Annotated in this window: 21 protein-coding genes and 1 pseudogene; 16 read left to right on the forward strand and 6 right to left on the reverse strand. The window is 71.6% G+C overall.

Annotated features, from left to right (window positions below; genetic code table 11):
• The first annotated feature begins 137 nt into the window (after positions 1 to 137).
• From ABZ833_RS03125 to ABZ833_RS03140, 4 genes are all read left to right on the forward strand, one after another.
• Positions 138 to 1,475, forward strand: a complete 1,338-nt coding sequence (locus ABZ833_RS03125; protein ID WP_361040260.1) for a M64 family metallopeptidase — start codon at positions 138 to 140, stop codon at positions 1,473 to 1,475.
• 189 nt (positions 1,476 to 1,664) lie between these two features.
• Complete coding sequence (locus ABZ833_RS03130) at positions 1,665 to 2,057, forward strand: GNAT family N-acetyltransferase (protein ID WP_361041314.1); 393 nt, start codon at positions 1,665 to 1,667, stop codon at positions 2,055 to 2,057.
• Between the two features lie 167 nt (positions 2,058 to 2,224).
• Positions 2,225 to 3,487: an MFS transporter gene (locus ABZ833_RS03135; protein WP_361040262.1), complete on the forward strand. Its 1,263-nt coding sequence runs from the start codon at positions 2,225 to 2,227 to the stop codon at positions 3,485 to 3,487.
• Positions 3,488 to 3,519: 32 nt separating this feature from the next.
• Positions 3,520 to 4,260, forward strand: coding sequence for a Clp protease N-terminal domain-containing protein (locus tag ABZ833_RS03140; RefSeq protein ID WP_361040265.1), 741 nt, complete (start codon positions 3,520 to 3,522; stop codon positions 4,258 to 4,260).
• On the opposite strand, the gene ABZ833_RS03145 is transcribed toward ABZ833_RS03140, so the two are convergent.
• On the reverse strand, positions 4,247 to 5,338 hold the full coding sequence (locus tag ABZ833_RS03145) for a 2-oxoglutarate and iron-dependent oxygenase domain-containing protein (protein ID WP_361040267.1): 1,092 nt from the start codon (positions 5,336 to 5,338) through the stop codon (positions 4,247 to 4,249). The two genes, ABZ833_RS03140 and ABZ833_RS03145, sit on opposite strands and share 14 nt — an antisense overlap.
• 78 nt (positions 5,339 to 5,416) lie before the next feature.
• A complete protein-coding gene (locus ABZ833_RS03150) occupies positions 5,417 to 6,352 on the reverse strand; it encodes a (2Fe-2S)-binding protein (RefSeq protein WP_361041317.1) in 936 nt (311 codons plus the stop codon).
• Between the two features lie 233 nt (positions 6,353 to 6,585).
• Between ABZ833_RS03150 and ABZ833_RS03155 the strand changes: the two genes are divergently transcribed.
• The 9 genes from ABZ833_RS03155 to ABZ833_RS03195 all read left to right on the forward strand — a co-directional run bounded on the left by ABZ833_RS03155 (position 6,586) and on the right by ABZ833_RS03195 (position 18,296).
• The gene (locus tag ABZ833_RS03155) at positions 6,586 to 7,605 is read left to right on the forward strand and encodes an iron chelate uptake ABC transporter family permease subunit (RefSeq protein WP_361040269.1); all 1,020 of its coding nucleotides are present in this window, start codon (positions 6,586 to 6,588) and stop codon (positions 7,603 to 7,605) included.
• Complete coding sequence (locus ABZ833_RS03160) at positions 7,602 to 8,657, forward strand: iron ABC transporter permease (RefSeq protein ID WP_361040272.1); 1,056 nt, start codon at positions 7,602 to 7,604, stop codon at positions 8,655 to 8,657. The genes ABZ833_RS03155 and ABZ833_RS03160 overlap by 4 nt, the downstream gene beginning before the upstream one ends.
• Positions 8,654 to 9,520, forward strand: coding sequence for an ABC transporter ATP-binding protein (locus ABZ833_RS03165; protein ID WP_361040275.1), 867 nt, complete (start codon positions 8,654 to 8,656; stop codon positions 9,518 to 9,520). Before ABZ833_RS03160 ends, ABZ833_RS03165 begins: the two co-directional genes overlap by 4 nt.
• Before the next feature lie 85 nt (positions 9,521 to 9,605).
• Positions 9,606 to 10,610 carry an iron-siderophore ABC transporter substrate-binding protein gene (locus ABZ833_RS03170; RefSeq protein WP_361040277.1) on the forward strand — a complete coding sequence of 335 codons (1,005 nt, stop codon included), beginning with the start codon at positions 9,606 to 9,608 and terminating at the stop codon, positions 10,608 to 10,610.
• A gap of 112 nt (positions 10,611 to 10,722) precedes the next feature.
• Complete coding sequence (locus ABZ833_RS03175) at positions 10,723 to 11,946, forward strand: ATP-grasp domain-containing protein (protein WP_361040279.1); 1,224 nt, start codon at positions 10,723 to 10,725, stop codon at positions 11,944 to 11,946.
• A complete protein-coding gene (locus ABZ833_RS03180; protein WP_361040282.1) occupies positions 11,943 to 14,054 on the forward strand; it encodes an IucA/IucC family siderophore biosynthesis protein in 2,112 nt (703 codons plus the stop codon). The genes ABZ833_RS03175 and ABZ833_RS03180 overlap by 4 nt, the downstream gene beginning before the upstream one ends.
• Entirely contained in the window at positions 14,054 to 15,280 is a 1,227-nt protein-coding gene (locus ABZ833_RS03185) for an MFS transporter (protein WP_361041319.1), read from the forward strand. The genes ABZ833_RS03180 and ABZ833_RS03185 overlap by 1 nt, the downstream gene beginning before the upstream one ends.
• Complete coding sequence (locus ABZ833_RS03190; RefSeq protein ID WP_361040285.1) at positions 15,280 to 17,097, forward strand: IucA/IucC family protein; 1,818 nt, start codon at positions 15,280 to 15,282, stop codon at positions 17,095 to 17,097. The genes ABZ833_RS03185 and ABZ833_RS03190 overlap by 1 nt, the downstream gene beginning before the upstream one ends.
• The gene (locus tag ABZ833_RS03195) at positions 17,094 to 18,296 is read left to right on the forward strand and encodes a type III PLP-dependent enzyme (RefSeq protein WP_361040287.1); all 1,203 of its coding nucleotides are present in this window, start codon (positions 17,094 to 17,096) and stop codon (positions 18,294 to 18,296) included. Before ABZ833_RS03190 ends, ABZ833_RS03195 begins: the two co-directional genes overlap by 4 nt.
• Positions 18,297 to 18,331: 35 nt before the next feature.
• Here ABZ833_RS03195 and ABZ833_RS03200 read toward each other — a convergent pair whose 3' ends face one another.
• Both ABZ833_RS03200 and ABZ833_RS03205 read right to left on the reverse strand, forming a co-directional pair.
• A complete protein-coding gene (locus ABZ833_RS03200) occupies positions 18,332 to 19,330 on the reverse strand; it encodes a D-2-hydroxyacid dehydrogenase (protein WP_361040290.1) in 999 nt (332 codons plus the stop codon).
• Positions 19,331 to 19,459: 129 nt separating this feature from the next.
• On the reverse strand, positions 19,460 to 19,969 hold the full coding sequence (locus tag ABZ833_RS03205) for a hypothetical protein (RefSeq protein WP_361040292.1): 510 nt from the start codon (positions 19,967 to 19,969) through the stop codon (positions 19,460 to 19,462).
• A gap of 295 nt (positions 19,970 to 20,264) precedes the next feature.
• On the opposite strand from ABZ833_RS03205, the gene ABZ833_RS03210 reads away from it, so the two are divergent.
• Entirely contained in the window at positions 20,265 to 21,203 is a 939-nt protein-coding gene (locus ABZ833_RS03210; protein ID WP_361040294.1) for a helix-turn-helix domain-containing protein, read from the forward strand.
• A gap of 63 nt (positions 21,204 to 21,266) precedes the next feature.
• Here ABZ833_RS03210 and ABZ833_RS03215 read toward each other — a convergent pair whose 3' ends face one another.
• Positions 21,267 to 21,995 (reverse strand): class I SAM-dependent methyltransferase, encoded by a 729-nt coding sequence (locus ABZ833_RS03215; RefSeq protein WP_361040296.1) that lies wholly within the window; start codon positions 21,993 to 21,995, stop codon positions 21,267 to 21,269.
• Between the two features lie 141 nt (positions 21,996 to 22,136).
• Between ABZ833_RS03215 and ABZ833_RS03220 the strand changes: the two are divergent.
• Positions 22,137 to 22,919, forward strand: a pseudogene (locus ABZ833_RS03220) (slipin family protein); the annotation flags it as partial.
• A gap of 275 nt (positions 22,920 to 23,194) precedes the next feature.
• Entirely contained in the window at positions 23,195 to 24,022 is an 828-nt protein-coding gene (locus ABZ833_RS03225; protein ID WP_361040299.1) for a hypothetical protein, read from the forward strand.
• 94 nt (positions 24,023 to 24,116) lie between these two features.
• On the opposite strand, the gene ABZ833_RS03230 is transcribed toward ABZ833_RS03225, so the two are convergent.
• Positions 24,117 to 24,800, reverse strand: a complete 684-nt coding sequence (locus ABZ833_RS03230; RefSeq protein ID WP_361040302.1) for an alpha/beta hydrolase — start codon at positions 24,798 to 24,800, stop codon at positions 24,117 to 24,119.
• Positions 24,801 to 24,818 lie beyond the last annotated feature (18 nt).

Consider the following 24,818-nt stretch of genomic DNA (forward strand, 5'->3'; position numbering starts at 1 on the left):
GCCGCCACCTTGCGCCCCAGGCATTGCCCGGCTTCCCGACAGCCCCTACATTGAACCGCGCCTTAACCTCCCTTAACCCCCCACTTACGTCGCGGACTTGCCGATCCCGAGTCCGCGCAGATCCCGGGAGATCTTCCATGCGTCGCAGACACTCATCCCGCATATCCCGCATATCCCGCAAGCGTCTCGCCATCGCCACCGGTGTCGCCCTGGCCGCCGCGCTCGCCGTCACCGCGCCGGTCGCCGCGGACCAGGGACAGGACAGCAGCGCCACTGCCGCCCACGACACCGGTCAGGTCGAGGTCGAGTACTTCGCAGGACCCGGCAGCCACCCCCGCCACGCCCAGGTCCCCGCCTCCGCCCCCCTCACCACGAAGGAGCGGTCCACGATCAAGGGCGACGGCGATGTCCTGCCGATCGTGGAGGCCGGAGCGAGCGACACCAAGGTCGACGTCGTCTTCATCGGCGACGGCTACACCGCCGCCCAGCAGGAGGACTTCCACGCCGACGTGCGCACCAAGTGGAAGGAGATGGCCGCCGTCGAGCCGTACGCAGAGTACGAGGACCTCTTCAACGTCTGGGCCGTCGACGCGCACTCGCAGGACTCCGGCATCTCGGGCGACCCGACGAGCGACGTCCGCAAGAACACCGCCCTGGACTCGGCGTTCTTCTGCGACGACATCGAGCGGCTGCTGTGCGTCGACACCAACAAGGTCGAGGCGTACGCGAGCAAGGCCGCCGACCCCGACCTCGTCATCGTGCTCGGCAACTCCACCAAGTACGGCGGCGCGGGCTACAACGCCATCACTTCGCCCTCCGGGTACGACGGCATCGGCACCGCGTCCTCCGACCACCCCGACTCCGACCAGGTCGCCGTCCACGAGACCGGCCACTCGTTCGGCAAGCTCGCCGACGAGTACTGGTACGACGAAAGCACCTACACCGGCCCCGAGCCCGGCGAGTCCAACCTCACCAAGCTCAGCGCCGACGAGATGGCCGCACAGAAGACGAAGTGGCACCAGTGGCTCGGCCAGGAGTCGCCTGACGGCGGCACCGTCGGCGCGTACGAGGGTGGCGGCTACCACGGACACGGCCTCAACCGCCCCACCGAGGACTCGATCATGCGCACGCTGGGCCGCGAGTTCAACCTGCCCGGACGTGAGGCGATGATCGCGGGCTTCCACCAGCACGCGCCCGTCCTCAGCGGTGTCACCCCCACGGACCGACAGGTGCGCGGCTCCGAGCGGATGCGCGTCGAGGCGTCTTCCCACGCACGAGTGCGCTGGTACGTCGACGGCCGCGAGGCACGCCAGGCCAGGGACGCGAGCAGCGTGACCCCCGCCGCGCTCGGGGTGCCGGCCGACGGCCGCGCGCACACCGTCACGGCACGCGCCACCGACCCGAGCAAGTCCGTGCGCGCCCCGGAACTGCGCAAGCGCCTGACCGGCTCGCTGAGCTGGCAGGTCACTCGCTGATGTGCCGTACGCCATGACCTGGACGGGAGCCGGGGCCCGCTCGCCGCTGAGGGCACCCCGGCCCCGTTCCGCCGGGCGCTGATCAGGGATGATCCGGCCATGACCACACATGCGAAGCAGTCGCGCCAGGCCGCGGCACCTGTCCCGGGGTGGGTGCTGCGGGCCGCCGAGCGGACCGACCTCGAGGCCATGGTCGAGTTGCGCGCGAGGGTGATGCGCCCGGATCTGGAGCGGCTCGGCCGGTTCGACGAGCATCGGGTGCGCCAGCGACTGCGGGACGCGTTCGCTCCCGGGCACACCTCGGTCGTCGTCGCCGACGGCTCCTTCGCGGGCTGCGTCGCCCTGCGCCCGGCCGAGGACGCGCAGTGGCTCGAGCACTTCTACCTGGACCCCGCGCTCCAGGGCCGGGGCCTCGGTTCGGCCGTGCTGCGCGGGCTGCTCGACCGGACCGACGCCGACGGCGACCTCGTACGCCTGAACGTCCTGCAGGGCAGCGCGGCCCAACGCCTATACGAGCGACACGGTTTCAGCGTCGAGCACGAGGACCCGGTCGACGTCTTCATGGTGCGAAGGCCGGGCTGACCCGGCGGGTGTGTGCCGGGGCTTCTTCGTGGCCCCCACCCCACTTCGCGCGGGGAATTGGCCCGCACTCGCGTCCCGCAAATGGCCCACGGACCGCGCCATTTGGCTGGCTAGCCTCTTCTCATCAGTGAAGAAACGGCCCAACGGCCGCCTGGTCAGGGAGCGTTGTGCCGATCCAGATCCTGCCGCCGGCCGGAGCGCCACGCGTGCTCGCCGCCGCCCAGCTGAGCAACTCACTCGGCGACGGCGCCTACTACGTGACCTCGGCCCTGTACTTCACCCGCGTCGTCGGCCTCTCCCCCACGCAGATCGGGCTCGCGCTCACGGTCGCCTGGGCCATCGGTTCCGTCACGGGTGTGCCGCTGGGCGCGCTCGCCGACCGGAAGGGCCCGCGCGGCACCGCGGTGCTGCTCGCCCTGGCCACCAGCGCGTCGGTCGCCTCCTTCCTGTTCATCCGCTCCTTCGTCCCTTTCCTCCTCGCGGCCTGTCTGTACGCCGTCGCCCAGTGCGGGCTCGCCGCGGCACGGCAGGCTCTGCTCGCGGGGCTCGTGACGCCCGCGGCACGTACGGGCGTCCTGGCCCATCTCCAGTCGACGCTCAACGCCGGTCTCGCCGTCGGTGCCGCGCTCGGCGGCCTCGCCCTGCACCATGACTCGCGCGGGGCGTATCTGGCGGTCTTCGTGCTGGACGCGGTCAGCTTCCTGCTCTGCGCGCTCGTACTGCTCCGGCTGCCCGCGGTGCCGCGGTCCGTGGCCCGCGGAAAGGGGGAGCCGCGCCTTGCGGTGCTCCGCGACCGGCCGTACGCCGTCATCACCGCGCTCAACGCGGTCCTGCTGCTGCGGATGCCGCTGCTGAGCCTCGCGATTCCGCTGTGGGTGGTGGACCGGACGAACGCGCCGAGCTGGCTGGTCTCGCCGCTCTTCGTCCTCAACACCCTTGCGGTGATGGCCTTCCAGGTCCGCATGGCCCGTGATGTCGGCGGGCCGCGCACGGCCACGCGTGCGGTGCGGCGCTCCGGTCTCATCATGCTCGCCTCGTGCGCCGTCTTCGCCTTGTCCGCCGCGGGGCTTCCGGTGTGGGCGACGGTGGTGGTCCTGGTGGCGGGGGCGCTGCTTCAAGTCATCGCGGAGATGCAGCAGTCCGCCGGCTCCTGGCAGATCAGCTTCGACCTTGCGCCCGCACACCAAGTGGGCCAGTACCAGGGCTTCTTCGGCACCGGAGTCCCCGTCGCCCGCACTCTCGGTCCGCTCCTGCTCACCTCGCTCCTCGTGGTGTGGGGCGCGCCCGGCTGGCTGCTCCTCGGCGGGATCTTCCTCGCGGCGGGCCTTGCGACGGGGCCCGCGGTGCGGTGGGCGGAGCGCTCACGGACGGGCGCGGAGGCGGGGGTCCGGATCGCAGGGCCACCGGATCGAGTGTCAACGCAGGGTTGACGCTCGCTCCACTGTCAACCTACCGTTGACACATGACGCAGCCCACTCAGCCCACACAGCCCGTCCGTCTCGACGATCTGATCCAGGCCATCAAGAAGGCCCGCCCCGAAGCCCTCGACCAGCTCTCCGACGCCGTGATCGCCGCCGATCACCTCGGCGACGTCGCCGACCACTTGATCGGCCACTTCGTGGACCAGGCGCGCCGCTCGGGCGCCTCCTGGACGGACATCGGCAAGAGCATGGGGGTCACCCGGCAGGCGGCCCAGAAGCGGTTCGTGGCCAAGGACCCCGGCGAGATGTCGGACCTCGACCCCCGGCAGGGCTTCAGCCGGTTCACCCCCCGGGCGAAGAACGTGGTCATGGCCTCGCAGGAGGAGGCCCGCGCGGCGGGCAACGACGAGATCGGTCCCGGCCATCTGACGCTCGCCCTCCTGACCGAGCCGGACGCGCTCGCCGCGAAGGCCCTTGTCGCGCAGGGGAGTTCGCTCGACGCGATCCGCGAGCGCGTCACCGAAGCACTGCCGCCCGCGGTGGGCGAGGTGCCCGACCTCATCCCGTACGACGCCGGGGCGAAGAAGGTCCTTGAGCTCACCTACCGGGAGGCGCTGCGGCTCGGTCACAACTACATCGGGACCGAGCACATCCTGCTCTCCCTCCTGGAGACGGAGGGCGGCACGGGCACACTCGCCGGGCTCGGCGTCGACAAGGCGGCCGCCGAAGCGAACATCACCGAGGCCCTGGAGGCGATCCGCGCCGACCTCAACCAGGGGTGACGGAGCCCGAGTCGGCCGCGGGGCCGCCCTTACCCGCCTCCCGCCCAGCAGCCGCGCGCACCCGCGCCGCCTCCCGGACGGCCGCCGCGTTCGCCTTGCCCTGTCGGGACCCCGCGAGCTTCGCCTTGATGTGGTCACGCACGAGGATCGGTTCGTAGGCGAGTTCGTCGGCCGCGTCGAGGTGGCTCGGCAGCGTGGAGATGACCGCGTCGACGTTGCCGTCGTGGAAGTAGGCGGCGGACCGGCGCCGGACGATGCCGCCGTCCACGATCGGCGGCTTGACGCGGTGCAGGGTGGACATCCAGCGGTCGTTGGTGAGCCGGGCGGTGAGGTCGCCGAGGTTGACCAGGAGCGCGCCGTCGACGGGCGACACGTCGTGCCAGGCGCCGTCGGCGCCGAGCACCTGCAGCCCGGCGACCTGGTCCGCCCACAACACCGTGACCAGACCGAAGTCGGTGTGCTCCCCCATCCCCGTCAGGTCACCGTCGAGGGTGACCGTCCCTTCCGGCAGGGCGTAGTGGTTCATGCGCAGTACGTCGATGGAGTGGTCGGTCAGCGACTCGAAGAAGTCGGCGGGCTGCCCCAGGGCGTCCGCGAAGATGCGGGTCAGGGTGCGTGCCACGCGGCCTGCCCGGGTGAAGTAGCCGAGCACGGCCGCTTCGAAGCCGTCGACCTGCGCGGGCCAGACGTTGAGACCGTAGTCGTCCTCGGACAGGTCGAGTCCGGGGAACGAGCGGGCTTCGGTGCCGATGTTGAACGCCTCGAAGAAGTCGTTCATTCGGGCGGCGGACTCCACGCCGAGGCTCAGGCTGAGGGATTCACTCCTGGGCGGGCTGTAGCCGCGGTTCGCCCCGGTGACACGGTAGCTCTTCTTCGTCTCCAGGGGCAGTCCGAAGAAGCCGTCCACGGCAGCGGCCAGACCGTCCACCGTCGCCTCGGGAATGCCGTGCCCGAGGATCTGGACGAAGCCTACTTCTGAGCAGGCTTCGTCCATCCCGCGTGCCACACGGGCGCGTTCGGCCGTCGTGCCGCCGGCGACGTACGGCGTGATGTCGATGACGGGAACCTGGAAGGGCACGGGCTTCTCCTGGCGTGAGCGAGGGCTACGCCGGATTCCCTATCACGATTCCCCTGTCCCGATGCTCCTGCCACGCTTTCACTGCCCGGACTCCGGCGACGCTTGAGCCGACGGCACATCGGTCAACGGTACGTCGGCCAACGGCACGTCGGCCGAGGTGATGTCCGCCTCCAGCCTCCGCAGCCGTTCCGCGTCGCAGACGCGCGGGCAGGTGCCGCATGCCTCGGCGGGGCGGATCGTGTAGTAGAGGCAGCAGCCGAGACGGGTGCGGGTCGGATGCCGTTCGCCGTCGCGGGTCGTCAGGTGACGGAAGGCGGCGCCACCGGGGAAGGGCTCCACGGGGCCCGGGAGCAGGGCGTCCACGGCGCGCAGTGCCTCGTCCTCCTGGCCGAGCATGCGGCCCAGGTACCAGATCCCGGAGATGAGATCGTCCCCGGCCATGCCCCACAACGCCCGCTGCCCTCGCCGCAGTTGGGGTCCGATCGCCGTGAGCAGCGGGCGCATGTGCGCGACGACCGCGGCGCGGAGTTCGGTGCGCAGCGACTCCTCGTCGGGCAGGACCAGCGCTCCGGGAAGTCCGGCCGCCGGGTCGTCCGGGAGGCAGGCGAAGGAGCCGGGGACGATCTCGAAGGCGCCGGTCTCCAGATGGACACGCACGTCCTGCGGGCGGATCCGCGGCACGCGCCGATCCAGGTACCAGGCACCGCTCATCAGCAGGGATACCGACCAGAGGTAGCCGTGCAGCGCGCGGGACGCGGCGACATCCGGGCGCGGAGTGTGATCGTGACCGGCGCGGATGCGTGCGGCCTCCGCCCCGACGAAGGCTTGCAGGGCGTCTTGATGTGCCGTCAGTTCGGCGCCGCTGAGCCACCCTTGACCCGCGGTCGAGCCAGGTTGCGCCACCGTGACGGCGAGCGTCCCGCAGTGCGCGGCGAGCCGCTGATAGGTCGTGGCGAGCAGGGCGGCGGGGCTCAGGGCGGTGGCGGTCGACGCCAGGTCCGGGGCCACGGTCAGCGGCACGCGTAACTCCTTGAAAGGCAGGTCAATCGGTCGTTCGGCGGCAGACCCGTCCACCGCGACTAGGTAAGGCTTACCTTATTTCTCTTCAACTTGCCTCATCGGAAGCGGCGCGCCGCGCACCCTGTCGTACCGAGTGGCCCACGAGTGACCCATGAGTGATCCACGAGTGAGCCAACCCTCACAGCGAGTTGACATCCTTAGGTATACCTAACCTAAACTCTCACCCCGTGTCCAAGATCGATCGGGCCGTCCCGCCAGGCAGCCTCGTCACGCGGCGGATCCCTCTGCTCCTCGCCGGATTCGGCGCGTTGGTGCTGTGCGCCGCCCTGAGCCTGGCCCTGGGATCGCGCCCCGTACCGCTTTCCACCGTGGCCGAAGCGCTCTTCGGCGACGCCCACGGGCGGGACGCGATCGTCGTCACCGGACTGCGCCTTCCGCGCACCGTCGTCGCACTCGCCGTCGGTGCCGCCCTCGGCGTGGCCGGAGCCGTCGCCCAGGGCATCACCCGCAACCCGCTCGCATCGCCGACCACGCTCGGCATCAACGCGGGCGCAGGTTTCGCGGTCGTCGTCGCGATCTACGCCCTGCATCTCACGCGGCCCGTCGAGTACTTGTGGTTCGCCTTCTTCGGGGCCGCGGCGGCCGGGATGCTGGCCCTGATGCTGGCCCGGCGAGCGGGCGACCTCGATCCGGTGCGCCTCGCGCTCGGCGGAGTCGTGCTCCAGATGGTGCTCCTCTCCTGGACCCAGGCCGTGATGCTGGCCAGCGAACGCACCCTGGACGAGGCCCGCTTCTGGCTGGCCGGATCGCTGTCCGGGCGCACGTTCGACGTGCTCTGGCCGGTCCTGCCCACCCTCGTCATCGGCCTGGTGCTCGCCCTCGCGATCTCGCCCGCCCTCAACGCCCTTGCGCTGGGCGACGATTCGGCGCAGGCGCTCGGAGTGCCGGTGGCCAGGATCCGCGTTGCCGGCGGCATCGCGGTCGTATTGCTGGCGGGCTCGGCGGTGGCGGTCGCCGGGCCCGTCGCGTTCATCGGGCTCGCGGCCCCGCACCTGGTGCGGCTCGCGGTCGGCTCCGACCACCGGCTGCTCGTGCCGGGCTGTCTGATCGCCGGGCCCCTGCTGCTCCTGGCCGCCGATGTCCTCGGCCGCGTCGTCGTGCGCCCCTCCGAGCTGGAGGTCGGCATCGTCAGTGCCTTCCTCGGCGCGCCGCTCCTCGCGGTCCTGGCCAGGAAGGTGGCGCGATGACCGTCTTCGCCGTACGTGAGATCAAGGCCGCTCCCACCGGCGCGCGGGTGCGTCAGCGGCGGCGCCTCGCCCTGCTCGCCTGCGTCGGCCTCGCCGCCCTCTTCGCACTCGTCACGCTCGCCCTGACCACGGGTCAGATGCCCATGCCCGCCTCGGTCGCGCTGCGCGGCCTGGTCGGGCTCGGTGACCCGGCGGACGTGCTGGTGGTGCAGGACTTCCGGGCGCCCCGGGTGATCGCCGCGGTCGTCGCCGGGGTCGGACTCGGGGTATCGGGCTCGCTGCTGCAGCGGGTGTTCCGCAATCCTCTGGCCTCGCCGGACGTGATGGGCGTGACGGGCGGCGCCTCCTTCGGGGCCGTCGTACTGCTCGCCACCGGGGCGTCCCAGACGCTGATCCCGCCGGCCGCGCTGGGCGGCGGTCTCCTGGCCGCGCTGCTGCTCGGGGTGTTCGGCTGGCGCTCGGGCCTGACCGTCACCCGGCTCGTGCTCGTCGGGCTCGCCGTCCAGGCGGGTCTTGCCGCCGCCGTGAACCTCATGGTCGTACGCTTCCCCGCCGAACTCGCGGGCTCCGCGCTCCAATGGACCACCGGATCGCTCTACGGGCGGACGTGGACCGAGGTGTGGGCCGCCGGAGGCGCGGTGGCGCTCGCGCTGGTGGCCGCTTTCTCGCTCCAGCGGCGGCTCGCCGTACTGGACCTGGGCGACGAGTCGGCGGGCGGGCTCGGCCTGAACCCGTCGGCCGCGCGGCTCCAACTCCTCCTCACCGCGATCGTGCTGGCCTCGCTCGCCGCCGCGCTCACCGGGCCCGTCGCGTTCGTGGCGCTCGCCGTGCCGCACCTGGTGCGGTTCGTGGCCGGTCCGCCGACTCCGGGGACGCTGGCGCTGACCGGTCTGGCGGGGGCGGTGCTGCTGCTCGCCTCCGACCTGGTGGTGCAGCACCTGCTTCCGGTGTCGGGCCTGCCCGTCGGGGTGGTCACCGCGACGCTCGGCGCCCCCTGGCTCCTTGTGCTGATGATCCGACAGAGCAGGCCCGTCAACCGGAGTGCCGCATGAGCCCCACGCCGACGTCCACACCGACATCCACGCCGACGCCCCCCGCCAATCAACTCTCCACGCACGGGCTCGCTCTGCGGTACGGCGACAAGGTCGTGGTCGGCGGCCTCGACGTGACCCTGCCCGGCGGTGCCGTCACCGCCATCGTCGGCCCCAACGCCTGCGGCAAGTCCACGCTGCTGCGCGGCCTGACGCGGCTGCTCGCGCCCGCCGGCGGCAGTGTCGCCCTGGACGGCGCGGACATCCACCGGATGTCGGCGCGGGCCCTCGCCCGGCGGATGGGCCTCCTGCCGCAGCAGCCGGTGACGCCCGACGCCATCACCGTCGAAGCCCTCGTACGCCTGGGCCGCTACCCCCACCAGAGCTTCCTCAGCCCCTGGTCCAAGGCCGACCAGGCGGCGGTGGACGAGGCCCTGGAGCGCACCGGCACCACGGAGCTGCGCGACCGGTCCGTGGACCGGCTCTCCGGCGGCCAGCGTCAGCGCGCCTGGATCGCCCTCGCGCTCGCCCAGGACACCGAGCTGCTGCTCCTGGACGAGCCGACCACCTTCCTGGACCTGCGGCACCAGCTCGACGTACTCGACCTGGTCGCCGATCTGCACACCGAGGCGGACCGCACCGTGGTGATGGTGCTGCACGACCTCGGGCAGGCCGCCCGGTACGCGGACCACCTGGTCGTGCTCAAGGACGGGCGGCTCGCCGCGGCCGGTGCGCCCGCCGACATACTCGACGCGGACCTCGTCAAAGACGTCTTCGACGTCGAATGCCGGGTCATCCCCGACCCGGAGACCGGCACCCCACTGGTCGTACCGAAGGGCAGAACCGCCCGCCGCGCCACGGGCGATCCGGCAGTCCCCGCCTGATCGTCGCCCCGTGTGTTCCGTCAAACCCGGTGCACCCCTCTCCACCCCGTCCCAACCTCCGCTCACAGCAAGGGATCCAGGCCTCATGACCACCAGAAGCCTTCCGCGCAGGCTCAGTGCCGTCCTGCTCACCGTCGTCCTCGGCACCGGCGCACTCGCCGCGTGCGGCGGCTCCGAGGGAGACGACAAGGGCACGGCCGACGCCGCCGCCGACACCGGTTTCCCGCGCACCATCAAGCACGCCATGGGCAGCACCGAGATCCCCGCACGGCCGCAGAAGGTCGTCGTCCTGGACACCGGCGAGCTGGACGACGTCACGCTGCTCGGCATCAAGCCGGTCGGCGCGGTCTCCCCGCACTTCAAGACCTCGGGCGGCTTCCCCTCGTACCTCAAGGACAAGATCGGCGGGGTGAAGGACGTCGGCCCGATGGAGGAGCCGAACCTGGAACTCATCGCCTCGCTCAAGCCCGATCTGATCCTGTCCTCCAAGGTCCGGCACGAAAAGGTCTACGACAAGCTGGGCGGCATCGCGCCGACCGTCTTCACCGAGACCACGGGTTCCCCCTGGAAGGAGAACCTGAAGGTCCACGCCAAGGCCCTGGGCATGGAGAGCAAGGCCGACACGGCGCTCAAGAGCTACGAGACGCGCGCCAAGGCCCTCGGCGATTCCATCAAGGCGAAGTACGACGGCAAGATGCCGTCGGCCTCGGTCGTCCGCTTCGTCGCGGGACCGACGCGGCTCTACCAGAAGTCCTCCTACAGCGGCATCGTCCTCGACGACATCGGCCTCACGCGCCCGGCGTCGCAGAACTCGTCCGACCCCGAGAAGACGATGCTCGACGTCAGCCCCGAGCAGATCGACAAGGCCGACGCCGACCTGATCTTCGTGACGGTGGCCGACGCTCCCGACAAGACCCAGCAGAAGGACGTCACGTCCAACCCCGTCTGGAAGGACCTGAGCGCCGTCAAGAAGGACAAGGTCTTCACGGTCCCGGACGAGACGTGGATGTCGGGCATCGGGGTCCAGGCCGCGGAGCACGTCCTTGAGGACGTGGCCAAGGCGACGGGCGTCGAACTCCCGGCGAAGTAGACGGCCTTCACACAGAACCCTCAGGGCCTCTTCGGTGCGGGCCGCTCCATCGGCCCGCACCTCCCCCTCCCCCACACGCACCTCCGCTCGCACCCGGAAGTGGACCCCCGCCATGCGGCTGTACGTCCTTGCCCGCAACCCCACCGACTCGGTCACCGAAGGCTTTCTGCCCGCCGCGCGCAGGCTCGGCCTAGACGTCACCCTCCTCACCGATCAGCCCGATGCCCACCGGCGCGGTCCCGCCCTGGAGACCCTGAAGTCATCGGAGACCCCGGACAACCTGGAGATCCTGGAGTGCGACGTGCGCGACTTCCGCGCCGTCATCAGCCGGATCTCCGCACACCACTCCCCCGGCGCCGTCTTCACCAACAGTGACCACCTCCAGACCCAGGCCGCCCTTGCCGCCGAGTACTTCGGGCTGCCCTGCAAGGACTGGCGGGTGGCGCTGCGCACCAAGGACAAGGCGCAGATGCGCCGCCATCTGGCGGCTGCGGGCGCCGACGCGGTCTGGTCGGCGGAGCTCTCCGCCGACCAGGACCCGGCCGAACTCAGCGGCCTCGACGTGCCGTTTCCGTGCGTGGTCAAGCCGCGGGAGGGCGTGGCGAGCGAGGACGTGGTGCTGGCCGACAGGCCGGCCGACCTGATCCGGCGGTGCGCGGAGATACAGGCGCGACGTCCGGGGGCGGCACTGGTCGTCGAGGAGTATCTCGCCGGGGAGCTGTGCACTCTGGAGACGCTCGGCGACGGCCGCGTCCGGCACGTCCTGGGCGGCTTCCGTACGGAGGTGTCGCCGCCGCCGTACTTCATAGAGGAGCGGATGACGTTCGTCCCGGCGCATCCGGAGCCGGTGACGGCCCAGGTTCTTGCCCAACTGGACGTGCTGGGTGTGGGGTTCGGGGCCTGTCACACGGAGTTCGTGGTGGCGCAGGGGCGGGCACGGCTCATCGAGGTCAACTACCGCGCCATCGGCGACCAGTGCGACCTGCTCCTGGCGCAGCTCCTGGACATACCGCTCTTCGAGCACATCCTCCGTACGCATCTGGGCGAGCCGCTCCCCTCGGACCTGGGCGCGCGGACGGACGGCCGGGCCCGGCTCGACTATCCGTGCGCGCGAAGCTCCGGAACGCTGACGGCCGCGCCGCGCGCGAGCGAAGTGACGGTGGGCGGGGTGCGACTGACGTACCGCCCGCTGCGCGAGATCGGCGAACGGCACGAACTCCACGGCACCAACCGCGACTTCCTCGGCGTGGTCCGCGCCACCGGCACCGAACAGGCTGCGGTGGACCGGGCCGTGGCGGACTTCCTCGCCGAGCAGCACTGGGAGATCACGCCGTGACGCGCCTGACGGACGGAACGGGCGCGGATCGTTCAACCACCGAGGGCGTCGAGGGCGAGCTCCTGTTACGCGTTCTGAGCGCGCTCCTGCGCGAGGACGTGGTGGGGTGGCGCACCCGGAGCGAGACGGTGCGGCATCCGGACGGCTTGTGGCTGAGGCTGCCGGTGACGCCACCGGATGGCTCCGCGGCAGTTGGGGCCCCGCCCAGGATGCCCGCGCCACGCGGCTCCGCGGCAACTGGGGGCCCGCCAGGGATGCCCGCGCCACGCGACCCCACGGAAGACGCAGCCGCGTCCGGGATTCCCGCCGCCGAGCACGGCGTCGACGCGGGCGGGAGCAGAGAGGGCGGCCTGCCGGGTGCGGCACCAACTGACCCTGTGGCAGCGGAATGCGCCGCCGGGGCCGCCGCCTCGCGGCCTGGTCTCGACGACGCCGGGCATCCGTATCCGCGGTCGGCCGGGCGTGCCCTCGGAGTGGGTTCCGCCGGGCTCGGGCCCGGCGACGCCCTGCTGATGCCCGTCCGCCCTGACGGCTATCAGGCAACGTACGCCGCCCGGCTCCCCCTGCTCCGCCGCGAGTCCGACGGAGCCGAACTCACCGACACCGGCAGCATCCTGTCCGCCCTGCGTGACCTCGCCGACCCCGTCGACCGCGGCGGGTTCGAGGCGCTCGCCGTGGAGTGCGGGCAGGCACTCGACGCCATGCGGCTGCATGTCGCGACGAAGGACGAGGCGAACGCCCTGCTCACCGGGCGGTACGGCAGCGAACCCGCCGACTGGACCGGACTCGCGGGCGGGCTCGGCCATGACGCCCTCGCCGCGCGGGCGGATCATCCCGTGTATCCGACCTCGCGCGGGCGCTCCGGACTCTCCGTCGCCCAACTGCGCGCTTACGCACCCGAGTTCCACCCCGCCTTCGCGCTGCGTCGGCTCGCCCTGCCCCGAGAGGCCGTCACCGTCGGCGGCGGCACCGAGGCCTGGCTTTCGCCCCGCGAGGCAGGCGTTCCCGAGCTCGAAGGGAGCCATCTCGTGCTCCCCGTACACCCGTTGACCGCGGACGGCACTATGCGGGACGCACTGCGCGAGGCAGGGCTCGAAGCGCGGGCCCTGCTCCTCGACCGGCCAGGACCCGACGTCGTACCGACCCTGTCGATGCGCACCGTCGCCCTCACCTCGCACCCCACGCACCACCTCAAACTGCCGCTCGCCACGGCCACCTTGGGCCTGCGCAATCGGCGCACCATCAAGCCGGGCACCCTGGTCGACGGCGCCGCGGGCCAGCGGCTCGTCGAAGCCGTCATCGCCCGCGAGCCCCGGTTCCAGGGTGTCGTTTTGCACGCGGACGAGACCCGCTTCGCGCACGCCGGGCACGAACTCCTCGCCGTGCTCCTGCGCCGCTACCCCGCCGGTCTCGACGGCGCCGCCGTCGTGCCGATGGCCGCGCTCCTGTGCCCGGCACCCGGTGATGACCGGCTGATCATCGACCACATCGCCGAACGCTTCTACGGCGGCGACCCCCTCGCCCTCCTGGACGCCACGCTCACCCTCCTCTTCGACTGGCAGACCACCCTCTTCACCTACGGGATCGCCCTGGAGTCGCACCAGCAGAACATCTCGCTGGTGATCGACCAGGGAGCGGACCGCCGGACCCGGCTGCGGCTGCTGTTCAAGGACAACGACGGACCGCGCATCAACCTCACCCGGCTGCGCGATGCCATGGGGCAACAGGCAGCGGAATACGGCGTGTTCGATGATGCGCGGATCTTCGTCGACGGTGATCTGCCCGTGCTCGACGTGTTCACCACCATCACCCTCCACCTCTGCGCGGGCTCCTACGCCTTCGGTCTCGCCCGGCACGGCCACGCCCCGCTGGGGCGGCTGCTCCGGCTCGTGCGCGACCGGCTCGCCGAGGCCGTGGACCGGCTCGGCACGGGCCCCGGCGAACCGGGCGCGCTCCTGCGGACGCACGTCCTGGACGCGGCGGAGCTGCCCGTCAAGGCGATGGTCACCGCGGGCACCCTGCTCTCCAAGGATCGCTCCGGAGCCGCCGACATCAACAAGCACTACACGACAGGGCCCAATTACCTGCGGATGACGGGGACTTCATGATGGCCACCGCATCGTCGGCGCACGCGCTTTCGGAGGGCCCGTCCGTGGGCGCGGGATTCGGGCGTCGCCAGGTGCACGCCGTCGCCGCCTGCTACTTCGTCGCGTCCTTCGCCGCGCTCGGCCTGCCCCCGTATCTCACCGCGATCCTCCCGGATCTCGGCGACGCGAGCGCTCGCTGGGCCGGACTCCTGTACGTCGTCCCGACCGTCTTCGGCGCGCTCGGCGCGCCCCTGTGGGGCCGGGCCGCCGACCGCTTCGGCCGAAAACGGCTGCTTCTGCGGGCCCAACTCGGCCTCGCCGTCTCCTTCTTGCTCGCAGGCTGGGCCGACTCCCTCGGCGCGTTCGTCACGGCGCTGGTCCTGCAAGGCGTCCTGGGCGGCACGTTCGCCGCGTCCAACGGATACCTCGCCGCCGCACTGACCGGTTCGGGCCTGTCCAAGGCGCTCACCTTGATGCAGGGTGCCGCGCGGGCAGCGCTCGTCCTCGCGCCGATCCTGGTCGGCTCGCTCGCCCCCTGGGTCTCGCCGCACCGCCAGTACGCGCTGCTCGCCGTCCTGCCGCTGGCCGCGGCGGCGATGCTCGCCGCCCTCCCCGAGCCCACGGCGGATCTCTCCGCAGCCACGCCGGCCGAGGCACCGGACGCCACCGCCCCGCTCGCGCCGCTCAGGGCGCTCTACGCCTTCGAGTTCGCCTTCGTCTTCTGCACCGTCATCTCCTTCCCCTACCTGATCGCTCTGGTCGAGGACCGAATACCCGGCGTCTCCCCTGTCGTGTCCGGCGCGCTGTTCGCCCTGCCGCACCTGTGCTATCTCCTGTTCGCACTGCGGGTGCACCAGGCCGTCGAGCGCCGCCCCATGCAGGGGATCGCCGCCGGGTTCGGTCTGGTCGCGCTCGGTCTCGCCGGGCACGGCGCCGCCGATTCGCTCGCCGCGTTCACCGGCGTTCGGCTGCTGCTCGGGGCGGGCCTCACGCTCGGCCTGGTCAGCCTGTCCGTGCTGGCCGCCGAGTGCGCCCACGGCAGACCGCCCGGCGGAATGTTCGGCACGCTGGAGCTCGTCTCCAAAGGGGGCGCGGTCGCCGCCGGTCTCGCGGCAGCGGCCGGCAACAGCCTCATCGGCCTGCCCGCACCCCTCCTGACCGGCACCGCGATCGCCCTGATCGCCCTGGCCGCCGCCACTCTTCCCGCCCTGTTCCGCCGCTCGCCCCGCATCCGCTGGAGCCGTTGATGTCCTTGCCGACCGGCACGTTCTCCGCCCCGTCCTGGGCGCCCGCCCAGTCCGCCGCCCTCATCGCAGGCGCCCCCGTCGCCGGCGCCGCACCCACCCGCCTGCCCAGCGCCGACCAGGCGGTGACGCACACCCTCCTCAACTGCCTCCTTCGCGAGGTCTCGGGGCCCGAGCACCAGACCGCCGTCGTCGACGGCGACCTCCTGCTCCGGCTGCCGCGCCGCGGGGTCCTCCTGCGCGTCGCGCTGCGCCGCGCTTCCCTCCTGGGCGCCCACCGTTTCACCGGCCCGGTGACCGAACAGCGCGACGGCGCCTGGGTGGAGGTGGACTGGCAGCGCCTGGCCGAGTACACGCACGCCGAGCTCTCGCTCCGTACGGGCGTGCGCAACGAGGAGTTCCTGGAGCAGATCGCCTCCAGCCACCAAGGCGTCAGCGCCGCGCTCGCCGCCGACCGTCCGGCGCCCGCCGCGGAGAACGCCCCGAAGTGGCTCGCGGACTACCTCGCCTCCGAGCAGTCCCTGCTGTTCGGCCACCGCTTCCATCCCACCCCCAAGGCCCGCGGCGGCGACCTCACCGACTGGTCCGCGTACGCCCCCGAGACGGCGGCGGCCTTCCCGCTGCGCCATCTCGCCGTACGGGACCACCTCGTCGCCGAGGAGACGGCGCGGCCGGACGCCACGGCCCCGCTCGACCGCCTCGGGACCGTGCCGGACGGCTACCGCCTCCTCCCCGTGCACCCCTGGCAGTACGACCTGCTGCGGGAGCACCCCGGGCTTCGTGCCGCCCTGGACCGCAAGGACGTCATCGACCTGGGCCCCTGCGGCTCCCCCTTCGCGGCCACCGCCTCCGTGCGCACGCTGTACGGCGGTGACACCTTCCTGAAGTTCAGCCTGAACGTCCGCATCACCAACTGCCTGCGCAAGAACGCCAGTTATGAACTGTCGGGCGCCGTCGCGCTCACCCGCGTACTCGAAGGAGCCCTGGACGACCTGGCCGCCCGCTTCCCTGGCAGCGCCGTGCTCCGCGAGCCCGCCTACCGCAGCCTTGCGCTCCCGGGGCCCGACGGCGCTCCCGACCTGGCCCTCCTGGAGGGCTTCGGCGTCATCGTGCGCGAAGGCCTGGCCGGACGGCTCCTTCCCGGTACGACGCCGCTGCTCGCCGCGGCCGTCGCCGACGAGTATCCGACGGGCCCCGGCCACATCTCCCGCCTGCTCGAAGGCGCGGGGCCGCAGCGGGCCCTCGAGTGGTGGCGGACCTATCTGCGGCTCCTGCTGCCCCCGGTGCTCGCCGCGTACTTCGACCACGGCCTGGTGCTCGAACCGCATCTCCAGAACGTCCTCGTCTGCGTCGACGACGACGGCATGCCCGCCCAGGTGCTCTTCCGCGACCTGGAGGGCACCAAGCTGCTCCCCGAGCGGCACGCCAAGACCCTGGCCGCCCTCCCGCCCGAGGTCGCGGCCCCGATGACGTACGACGCACAGCGCGGCTGGGACCGCGTCGTCTACTGCCTCCTGGTCAACCACGTCGCCGAGCTGCTCGCGGCCCTCGCCGACCTCCACCCGCACACCGAGCCCGCGCTGTGGTCCCAAGTGCGCGCCACCGTGCAGGAGTTCGCCGACGCGCACGGCTGCCCGCCCCGGCTCAGCGCCCTGCTCGCCGGGGTGCCGCTGCCCGCCAAGGCCAATCTGCTCACCCGCTGGGAGCGCAAGGCCGACCGGGACGCGGGGTATGTCCGCCTCACCTCGCCCTTTCCGCTCGCCGAGCACGTACGGGACCTGGGTACCCGCACCGACGCACCTTGGAGCACCGCCGAATGACCGCCCCCACTCCCGCCGTACGTGAGCGCGCCCTCGGCCTCGCTCCGGAGGAACTGCCCGCCTATCTCTACGACCTGTCGGCGCTTGCCGCGCATGCCGCCGCCGTGCGCGCCGCGCTCCCCCCGCAGGTCGAGCTCTACTACGCCGCCAAGGCCAATCCGGAGCCGGAGATCCTCACCGCGCTCGGGCCGCACGTCGACGGCTACGAGGTGTCGTCGGGCGGTGAACTCTCCCATGTGGCCAAGGCCGTGACGGGGCATCCGCTGGCCTTCGGCGGACCCGGCAAGACGCCCGACGAGATCACGGCCGCGCTTGAGCTCGGCGTGGATCGCTTCCATGTGGAGAGCGCGTACGAGCTGGGGATGCTGGCCGCGGTCGCCGCCCGCGTCGCGCCGCACGCCCGCGTCGGTGTCCTGCTCCGGTTCAACCTCGACCTCAACGCCGCATCCCTGGCGGGGAGTTCGCTGGCGATGGGCGGACGGCCCACTCCGTTCGGCATCGATCCGGCCGAGGCGGACTCCGTGGTCGCTCGGTTCACCGACGGCAGCCTCCCCCAGCTGCGCCTGCTCGGCGTGCACGCCCATCTGGCCAGCGGACTCGACGCACCACGGCAGCTGGCGGTCGCCGAGTCCATCGTGACCTGGTCGCAGGCGCTCGCCCGGCGGCACGGCATCCGCCTCGCGGAGGTGAACGTCGGCGGCGGCATGAGCGTGGACTACGCGCAGCCCGGCGCGCACTTCGACTGGGCCGAGTACGGGGACGGCCTCGCCGGGCTCTGTGCCGCGCACCCCGAACTGACGCTCCGCATCGAGCCGGGGCGGTCGCTCACCGCGTACTGCGGCTGGTACGCGACCGAGGTCCTGGACGTGAAGCAGAGCCACTGCGAGGAGTTCGCGGTGGTGCGCGGCGGCACCCACCATCTGCGCACCCCCGCGGCCAAGGGACACGACCAGCCCTGCACCGTGCTCCCGGCCCGCGAGCCGTGGCCGCATCCCTGGCCGCGGTCGGCGGCGCTTCAGGACCGGGTGACCTTCGCGGGGCAGTTGTGCACCCCGAAGGACGTCCTGTCACGGCAGGTTCCGGTGGCGGGGCTGCGGGCCGGGGACAGGGTGGTGTTCGCGATGGCGGGTGCGTACGCGTGGAACATCTCGCACCACGACTTCCTGATGCACCCGAGGCCGGGCTTCCACTTCCTCTGACGGTCGGCGGTGAGCGCCCGGCCCTCGCCCTCGCCCTAGTAACCCTGGGACCACCGCACGACATTGTGCAGCGGCTCTCCGCCGGCGAGCCGCTGCCAGTTGTCGGCGAACAGGTCGATGACGCGCTCCGTCTCGTCGCGCGAGCCGCCCGCGGTGTGCTGGGTGAGGATGACGTTCGGGCAGCTCCACAGGGGGTGCCCGGCGGGCAGCGGCTCCTCGCGGGTGACGTCGAGCACCGCGCCGCCGAGGCGGCCGGACGCGAGGGCGGCGACCAGGGCGTCCTCGTCCGCGAGGGTGCCGCGGCCGGCGTTCACGAAGACCGCGCCGGGGCGCAGCCCGTCGATGCGCCGCCGGTCAATGAGGTCGGCTGTCCCGGCCGTGTCCGGAAGGAGCCCCACGACGATGTCGAACTCGGGGAGCCTGGCGTCGAGTTGCTGCCGGGTACGGATGTCGCCGTCACCCCGTGCGAAGTGCGCGACGGAGCAGCCGAAGGGCGCGAGCAGTTCGGCGAGGCGCAGGGCGATGGACCCTTTGCCCAGGATGAGGACGCTCGCGCCGCCCAGGAGCCGCAGTCCGGGCCGGACGTCGAGCTTCGACCAGGTCTCCCTGGTGCGGAGTCCCGCCAGCACGTCGACGCCGCGGTAGAGCGCGAGGATGCCCGCGAGGCAGGTCTCCGCGACGGGGTCGGCGAAGAGCCCGCCGAGGTTGGTGACGGTGAGGCGCTGCCCCAGGGCCGGCCAGTCGAAGCCGACGTAACGGTCGACGCCGACGGACGCGAGCTGCAGCCAGCGCAGCTGCGGCGCCTTCTCCACCCAGTCCGGCCTCGGATTGCCGAGGGCGATGTGGGACTCGGCGAGGACACGCGCGTCGTCGATGGATCCGGAGTCCGGTTCGGCGAACCAGACCGGGCCCGGCGCGACGGCGCGCAGCCGCTCCTGTTCGGCGGCGTCGAGCGCGAGCTCCACATACAGCCCGGCGTCCGGTGGCAGGTCGGCCCGGTCGAAGGCCTGCGGAGCGTGTGGTGCACGGACCATTCCTGATACCCCCGTGGTAAGGAAAGTGCTGGTGAACGCACGTTCACCGAACTTAGGGGTTCCGCTCCACGGGGGTCAACAGCGATCTGTCGGGAGCTGCCGGTCGGCCGAGGAAGGTCGTAGAAGGGATCAGGCCCCGGTCGTGGAGCCGGGCCTGATGATCATGAGGACGGTGACGGTGGCCCAGAGGAGATTGAACACTCCTGTGTACATGGCCAGTTGGGACCCAGTGCGCTCCCCCACGGCCACCACGCCCGCCCCATCGGCCGGTTGACCGCCCATGCCGTCGCCACCCTTCCCGGTCACCGCTTCGAGTGCCGCCTCCTGACGCGGCAGGACGAGGATGATGAGCACCACGGCCGCGGCCATCGTGAGGATGATCGAGGCGATCAGCCAGGCGCTGCCGAGCACGCCCAGGCTGCCTCCGGTCGCGAACCCGGTGATGGGGACGGCGACGCCGACGAACGCGTAGACCGAGCAGATGCGCTGCAGCAGCCGCAAGGACGCGACGGCCGCCGCGTCCTGCGGGTCGGCCTGGGCACGACGCAGGGCAGGGGGGAACATGCTGGCGGCGACGGTGACCGGGCCGACGGCGAGAATGGCTGCCAGCACATGGAGCGTCAGGAAGAACTTGGTCACAGCGGGAGCCCTCGGGATTCGGAGAACGACGAAGAACGACGAAGAACTGCGGAGAACTGCGGAGAACTGCGGAAGTCGGCGGAGCACTGCGGAGGTCTGACGGCTCCCGAACGGGCCCCGGTCGCCGAGATTAGTCAGCGCCTCCGGCCGCCGACAGTGGCATTAGTGACACGCTTCGCAGAGATACCGCCATCGCCTCCCTTGCCTGCTTCTCGACCGCCCCAACAGGTACGTGAAGGCCGCACCCCCTGCACACACGCTTGGCGGGATGGCGGCTCTGTCGTACGTTGCCGCCATGCATACCGTGGCCGTCCTGGCGCCGGACGACGTCATCCCGTTCGACCTGTCCACCCCCATCGAGGTCTTCAGCCGTACCCGGCTGCCGGGCGGGCGGGCCGGCTACCGGGTGCGGGTGTGCGCCGCCGCGCCGGAGATCGACGCCGGTCTTTTCACGCTCCGGTCGCCATGGGGCCTGGAGGGGCTCGCGGACGCGGACACGGTCATCGTGCCGGGCGTCGCAGACGTGTCCCGGCCGGTCCCCGACGCGGTGCTCGACGCGCTGCGGGACGCGGCGGCCGACGGCACACGGATCGCCTCCATCTGCGCGGGCACCTTCACGCTCGCCGCGGCAGGCCTCCTGTCCGGGCTCCGCGCCACCACGCACTGGGCGGCCGCGGCCGGGCTCGCCGAGCGCCATCCCGACATCGACGTCGACCCGGACGTGCTCTACGTCGACAACGGCCAGATCCTGACGTCCGCGGGCGCCGCCGCCGGGCTCGACCTGTGTCTGCACCTGATCCGCCGGGACTACGGCTCCGCCGTCGCCGCGGACGCGGCCCGCCTCTCGGTGATGCCACTGGAACGCGAGGGCGGCCAGGCCCAGTTCATCGTCTCCGAAGCGCCGCCCACACCGCAGGGATCGGAGCTCGAACCGCTCCTGCACTGGCTGGAGGAGAACGCCGGACGCGAGCTCACCCTGGAGGACATCGCGGGCCATGCGGGCATGAGCACCCGCACCCTGCTGCGCCGCTTCCGGGAGCAGACGGGCAGTACGCCGCTGCGGTGGCTGCACCGCACGCGCATCCGGCAGGCGCAGCACCTGCTCGAAACGACGGGCCACACCGTCGAGCGCATCGCCGTCCAGGTCGGCTTCGGCTCGCCCACCGCCTTCCGCGACCGCTTCAAGCGCGTGGCCGGTGTCAGCCCGCAGGCCTACCGCAAGGCGTTCCAGTGAGCCCTGCGCAGCGCCAGAGCCAGGCGCAGCGGCAGAGCCGGAGGCAGGGGCCCGTGGTGGCGCTCAGGCCTTCCGCGCCTCGACGAGGCACCAGTGCGGGCTGCCGTCGCCCCGGCGGCCGAACTCCTCCAGCGGGTGCAGCCGCACCGTGAACCCGGCCCGGCGCAGGTCATCGAGGACACCCCGCAGCGGAAACGTCCGGTAGTACATGACGAACGGCGGACGCCACAGCAGGTTCCGCACCCGCATCACCCCGTCGAAGCCGAGCAGCGCCCAGTACAGCGGCGAGGTCATCGGCTGCGGCGCGCCGATCGGAAAGGCGAATGCGCCGCCGGGCTTCAGCGCTCCGTGGACCTGCGCGAAGAGCCGGGGCCTCTCGGCGGGCAGGAAGTGTCCGAACGCCCCGAAGCTGACCGCCAGATCGAAGCCCTCGGCGAAGGGCAGGGCACGCGCGTCGGCCCGCACCCACTCCACCGCGGGCCCGCCGTCCCCACGGGCGACCGCGGCCTCCGCCCTGGCCAGCATCCCGGCGCTGAAGTCGACGCCGGTGACCCGCTCGCGGCACAGCGGCAGCAGCGTCTCGACGCCCGCGCCGGTCCCGCAGCAGACATCGAGGCCCGCGTCGAACGGCCCGAGACCACGCAGCGTGTCCGCGACCGCGTCGAGCATCCGGTCGGGAGTACGGAACGGGGTGTGGTCGAACTTGGGGGCCAGCAGGTCGTAGCCGTCCTCGATGGAGGAGAGAGCCTGCATGGTCAGTTCGCGGAATGTGGGGCCCTGAGAGGTGAACACCGTCCCCACCCTAGTCAGCGGAGGGGCGGTTCAGCGGAAGGGCAGACAGGGGCTCGGCCCCGGACAGAACAGGGGCTCGACCCCGGACAAACCTGGGCATATCTTTGTAATGACGGGCGACTCGGAAGATAGGGGGTCGTCATGGTCGAAGAGCTGCTCACAGCAGGGGCCGCGGTCGCGGCTGCCGGGTTTGTGTACGTGGTGTCGGCGGCCCGCGTGGTCAAGCAGTACGAACGGGGCGTGGTGCTCCGTCTCGGCCGGCTGCGGGAGAACATCCGCGAGCCGGGTTTCACCATGGTGGTGCCCGGCATGGACCGGTTGCACAAGGTGAACATGCAGATCGTGACGATGCCGGTCCCGGCACAGGACGGCATCACCCGGGACAACGTCACGGTGCGCGTGGACGCGGTCATCTACTTCAAGGTCATCGACGCCGCCGACGCGGTGATCAAGGTCGAGGACTACCGCTTCGCTGTCTCGCAGATGGCCCAGACGTCACTCCGGTCGATCATCGGCAAGAGCGATCTCGACGATCTGCTCTCCAACCGGGAAAAGCTCAATCAAGGCCTGGAGTTGATGATCGACTCGCCCGCCCTCGGCTGGGGCGTGCAGATCGACCGGGTCGAGATCAAGGACGTGTCGCTCCCGGAGACGATGAAACGGTCCATGGCCCGGCAGGCCGAGGCCGACCGTGAACGGCGGGCCCGCGTGATCAACGCGGACGCCGAGCTGCAGGCCTCCAAGAAGCTGGCCCAGGCCGCGCACGAGATGGCGGACGAGCCCGCGGCGCTCCAACTGAGGCTCCTGCAGACGGTGGTTGCCGTGGCCGCCGAGAAGAACTCGACGCTCGTACTGCCCTTCCCCGTGGAGCTGTTGCGCTTCCTGGAGAAGGCCCAGCAGGCCCAGCCGCCTGCGCCCGCACCACCCGCCCCCGCGGCGAAGCCGATCCCGGAACGACCGACCGCGGCATAGGCCTGGTCCCAGCCGTTCGGGCTTAAACCAGCTTCGGAGGGGTTCTTGGACAACAGCGGAGCATCGGGCTTTGACCAGCGTGCACGGAGGACGGGCCGGAGCGGCTTCAGGGACTCGTGGCCGCCGTCGTGGCCGGTTACCGCCAGGAGGTCTATCGGGTTGAGCCATGGGTCAGGTAGACGTATCGCGGCCGTAGACCCGCCACTCAGCACGAGGAGGCATGCCTCATGACCGGTGCCCGAACCACCACCGCGGCAGGCAAGACCCGGTTCGACGACATCTACAACCAGCCTGACCCCCGCGCCTACTTCCGTACGCTGGCCCCTTTGCAGTACGAGATACCGCACCAGGCTCAGGACGTCTTCCGGCGCACGCTCGCCCAGCGGTCCGCGGTGCGCGGCACCGGGCTCCCCGTCACGGTCCTCGACCTCTGCTGCTCCTACGGGATCAACGCGGCGCTGCTCAATCACGACCTCACGCTGGAGGAGCTGTACGCGCACTACACGAGCGACGAGGCCGCCGCGCTCACCCGGGGTGAACTCATCGAGTCCGACAAGGAGTTCTACGCCTCGCGGCGGCGGGAGGACGCGGTACCTGTCATCGGCCTCGATACGGCCGAGAACGCGACGCGCTACGCCCTGGAGGTGGGCCTGCTCGACGAGGCCTATGCGGAGAACCTGGAGCGTCACCCGCCCAGCGACGAGCTGCGCCGCGCGGTGGGGCGCGTCGGCCTGATCACGGTCACCGGAGGCATCGGCTACATCACCCACCACACCTTCGGCGCGCTCCTCGACGCGACGCGCGTACCGGTGTGGGTGAGTGCGTTCGTCCTGCGCACGGTGCCGTTCACGGAGATCCTGACCGTCCTGGACGCCCATGGCCTCGCCACCGAGACCGATCCCGAAAGGACCTACCCGCAGCGGCTGTTCAGCGATCCCGGCGAGCAGAGCAGCGCCGTGGACCAGGTACTCAAAGCCGGTGACGACCCCACAGGCCTGGAGGCGGACGGCCGCTACTACACCCGCCTCTACCAGTCACGGCCGCGCCCGGCGTAACCACCGACGGACGTGCTGCGGGGCGTGGTCCGACCACGCCCCGCACCCTTTGCCCCGGCCCGGCTCAGCTCAGTCCAGCCCGGCTCAGCCCGGCTCAGCTGGTGAAGAACTCGCTGACCTGCTCGGCGAACTGCTGCGGGCTCGCCTCGTGCACCGAGTGCCCGACCGGGATCGTGATCAGCCGGGAGTCGGGGATCTCCGATGCCATGTCGGGGATGCGCCCCTGCGGCATGCTGCTGTCCGGGCCGCCCGCCACGATCAGCGTCGGTGCGACGATCTCGCCGAGCCGCTCGGCCCACTCCGGGTCCGGGTCGAAGATCTGTGCGCGGACCGCGGGGGACACGGGCCAGTCGAAGTCGAGGGCCCCCTCGGGGCGCGGGTCCTCGATCATGTCGCGCGGGTAGGGCGGCGGGGTCTCCTCCAGGACGAGGCGCTCGACGCGGTCCGGGTGCTCCTGCGCGAGGAGGTACGCCACGACCCCGCCCATGGAGTGGCCCACGACGCCGACGCGGTCGAGGCCGAGCTCGTCGAGGAAGCCGAGCACGTCGTCCCGCATCAGCTCGACCGAGTACTCGTCCGGCCAGTCGCTCTCGCCGTGCCCGCGCAGATCGAGCGCGTACACGCGCCACTCCTGGCCGAGCACCTGCCCGACCTGCTCCCAGGTCGCCGAGGAACCGCCGAGCCCGTGCAGCAGCACGACGGGCGCTCCGTACGAGTCGCCCCAGGTCCGATAGGCCAGGCGTACGTCGCCCACATCCACCACTGCGTGATCGTTCATACCCCTGACGCTACAGCG

This window comes from Streptomyces sp. NPDC047525, from assembly GCF_040643025.1.
Taxonomy (GTDB): Bacteria; Actinomycetota; Actinomycetes; order Streptomycetales; family Streptomycetaceae; genus Streptomyces; species Streptomyces durmitorensis.

Excerpts from the sequence above, each read along its gene's own strand:
- ABZ833_RS03125 (WP_361040260.1), top strand. The coding sequence starts at position 138 with ATGCGTCGCAGACACTCATCCCGCATATCCCGCATATCCCGCAAGCGT.
- ABZ833_RS03130 (WP_361041314.1), top strand. The coding sequence starts at position 1,665 with ATGGTCGAGTTGCGCGCGAGGGTGATGCGCCCGGATCTGGAGCGGCTC.
- ABZ833_RS03140 (WP_361040265.1), top strand. The coding sequence starts at position 3,520 with ATGACGCAGCCCACTCAGCCCACACAGCCCGTCCGTCTCGACGATCTG.
- ABZ833_RS03160 (WP_361040272.1), top strand. The coding sequence starts at position 7,602 with ATGACCGTCTTCGCCGTACGTGAGATCAAGGCCGCTCCCACCGGCGCG.
- ABZ833_RS03165 (WP_361040275.1), top strand. The coding sequence starts at position 8,654 with ATGAGCCCCACGCCGACGTCCACACCGACATCCACGCCGACGCCCCCC.
- ABZ833_RS03170 (WP_361040277.1), top strand. The coding sequence starts at position 9,606 with ATGACCACCAGAAGCCTTCCGCGCAGGCTCAGTGCCGTCCTGCTCACC.
- ABZ833_RS03175 (WP_361040279.1), top strand. The coding sequence starts at position 10,723 with ATGCGGCTGTACGTCCTTGCCCGCAACCCCACCGACTCGGTCACCGAA.
- ABZ833_RS03185 (WP_361041319.1), top strand. The coding sequence starts at position 14,054 with ATGGCCACCGCATCGTCGGCGCACGCGCTTTCGGAGGGCCCGTCCGTG.
- ABZ833_RS03190 (WP_361040285.1), top strand. The coding sequence starts at position 15,280 with ATGTCCTTGCCGACCGGCACGTTCTCCGCCCCGTCCTGGGCGCCCGCC.
- ABZ833_RS03195 (WP_361040287.1), top strand. The coding sequence starts at position 17,094 with ATGACCGCCCCCACTCCCGCCGTACGTGAGCGCGCCCTCGGCCTCGCT.
- ABZ833_RS03200 (WP_361040290.1), bottom strand. The coding sequence starts at position 19,330 with ATGGTCCGTGCACCACACGCTCCGCAGGCCTTCGACCGGGCCGACCTG.
- ABZ833_RS03210 (WP_361040294.1), top strand. The coding sequence starts at position 20,265 with ATGCATACCGTGGCCGTCCTGGCGCCGGACGACGTCATCCCGTTCGAC.
- ABZ833_RS03225 (WP_361040299.1), top strand. The coding sequence starts at position 23,195 with ATGACCGGTGCCCGAACCACCACCGCGGCAGGCAAGACCCGGTTCGAC.
- ABZ833_RS03230 (WP_361040302.1), bottom strand. The coding sequence starts at position 24,800 with ATGAACGATCACGCAGTGGTGGATGTGGGCGACGTACGCCTGGCCTAT.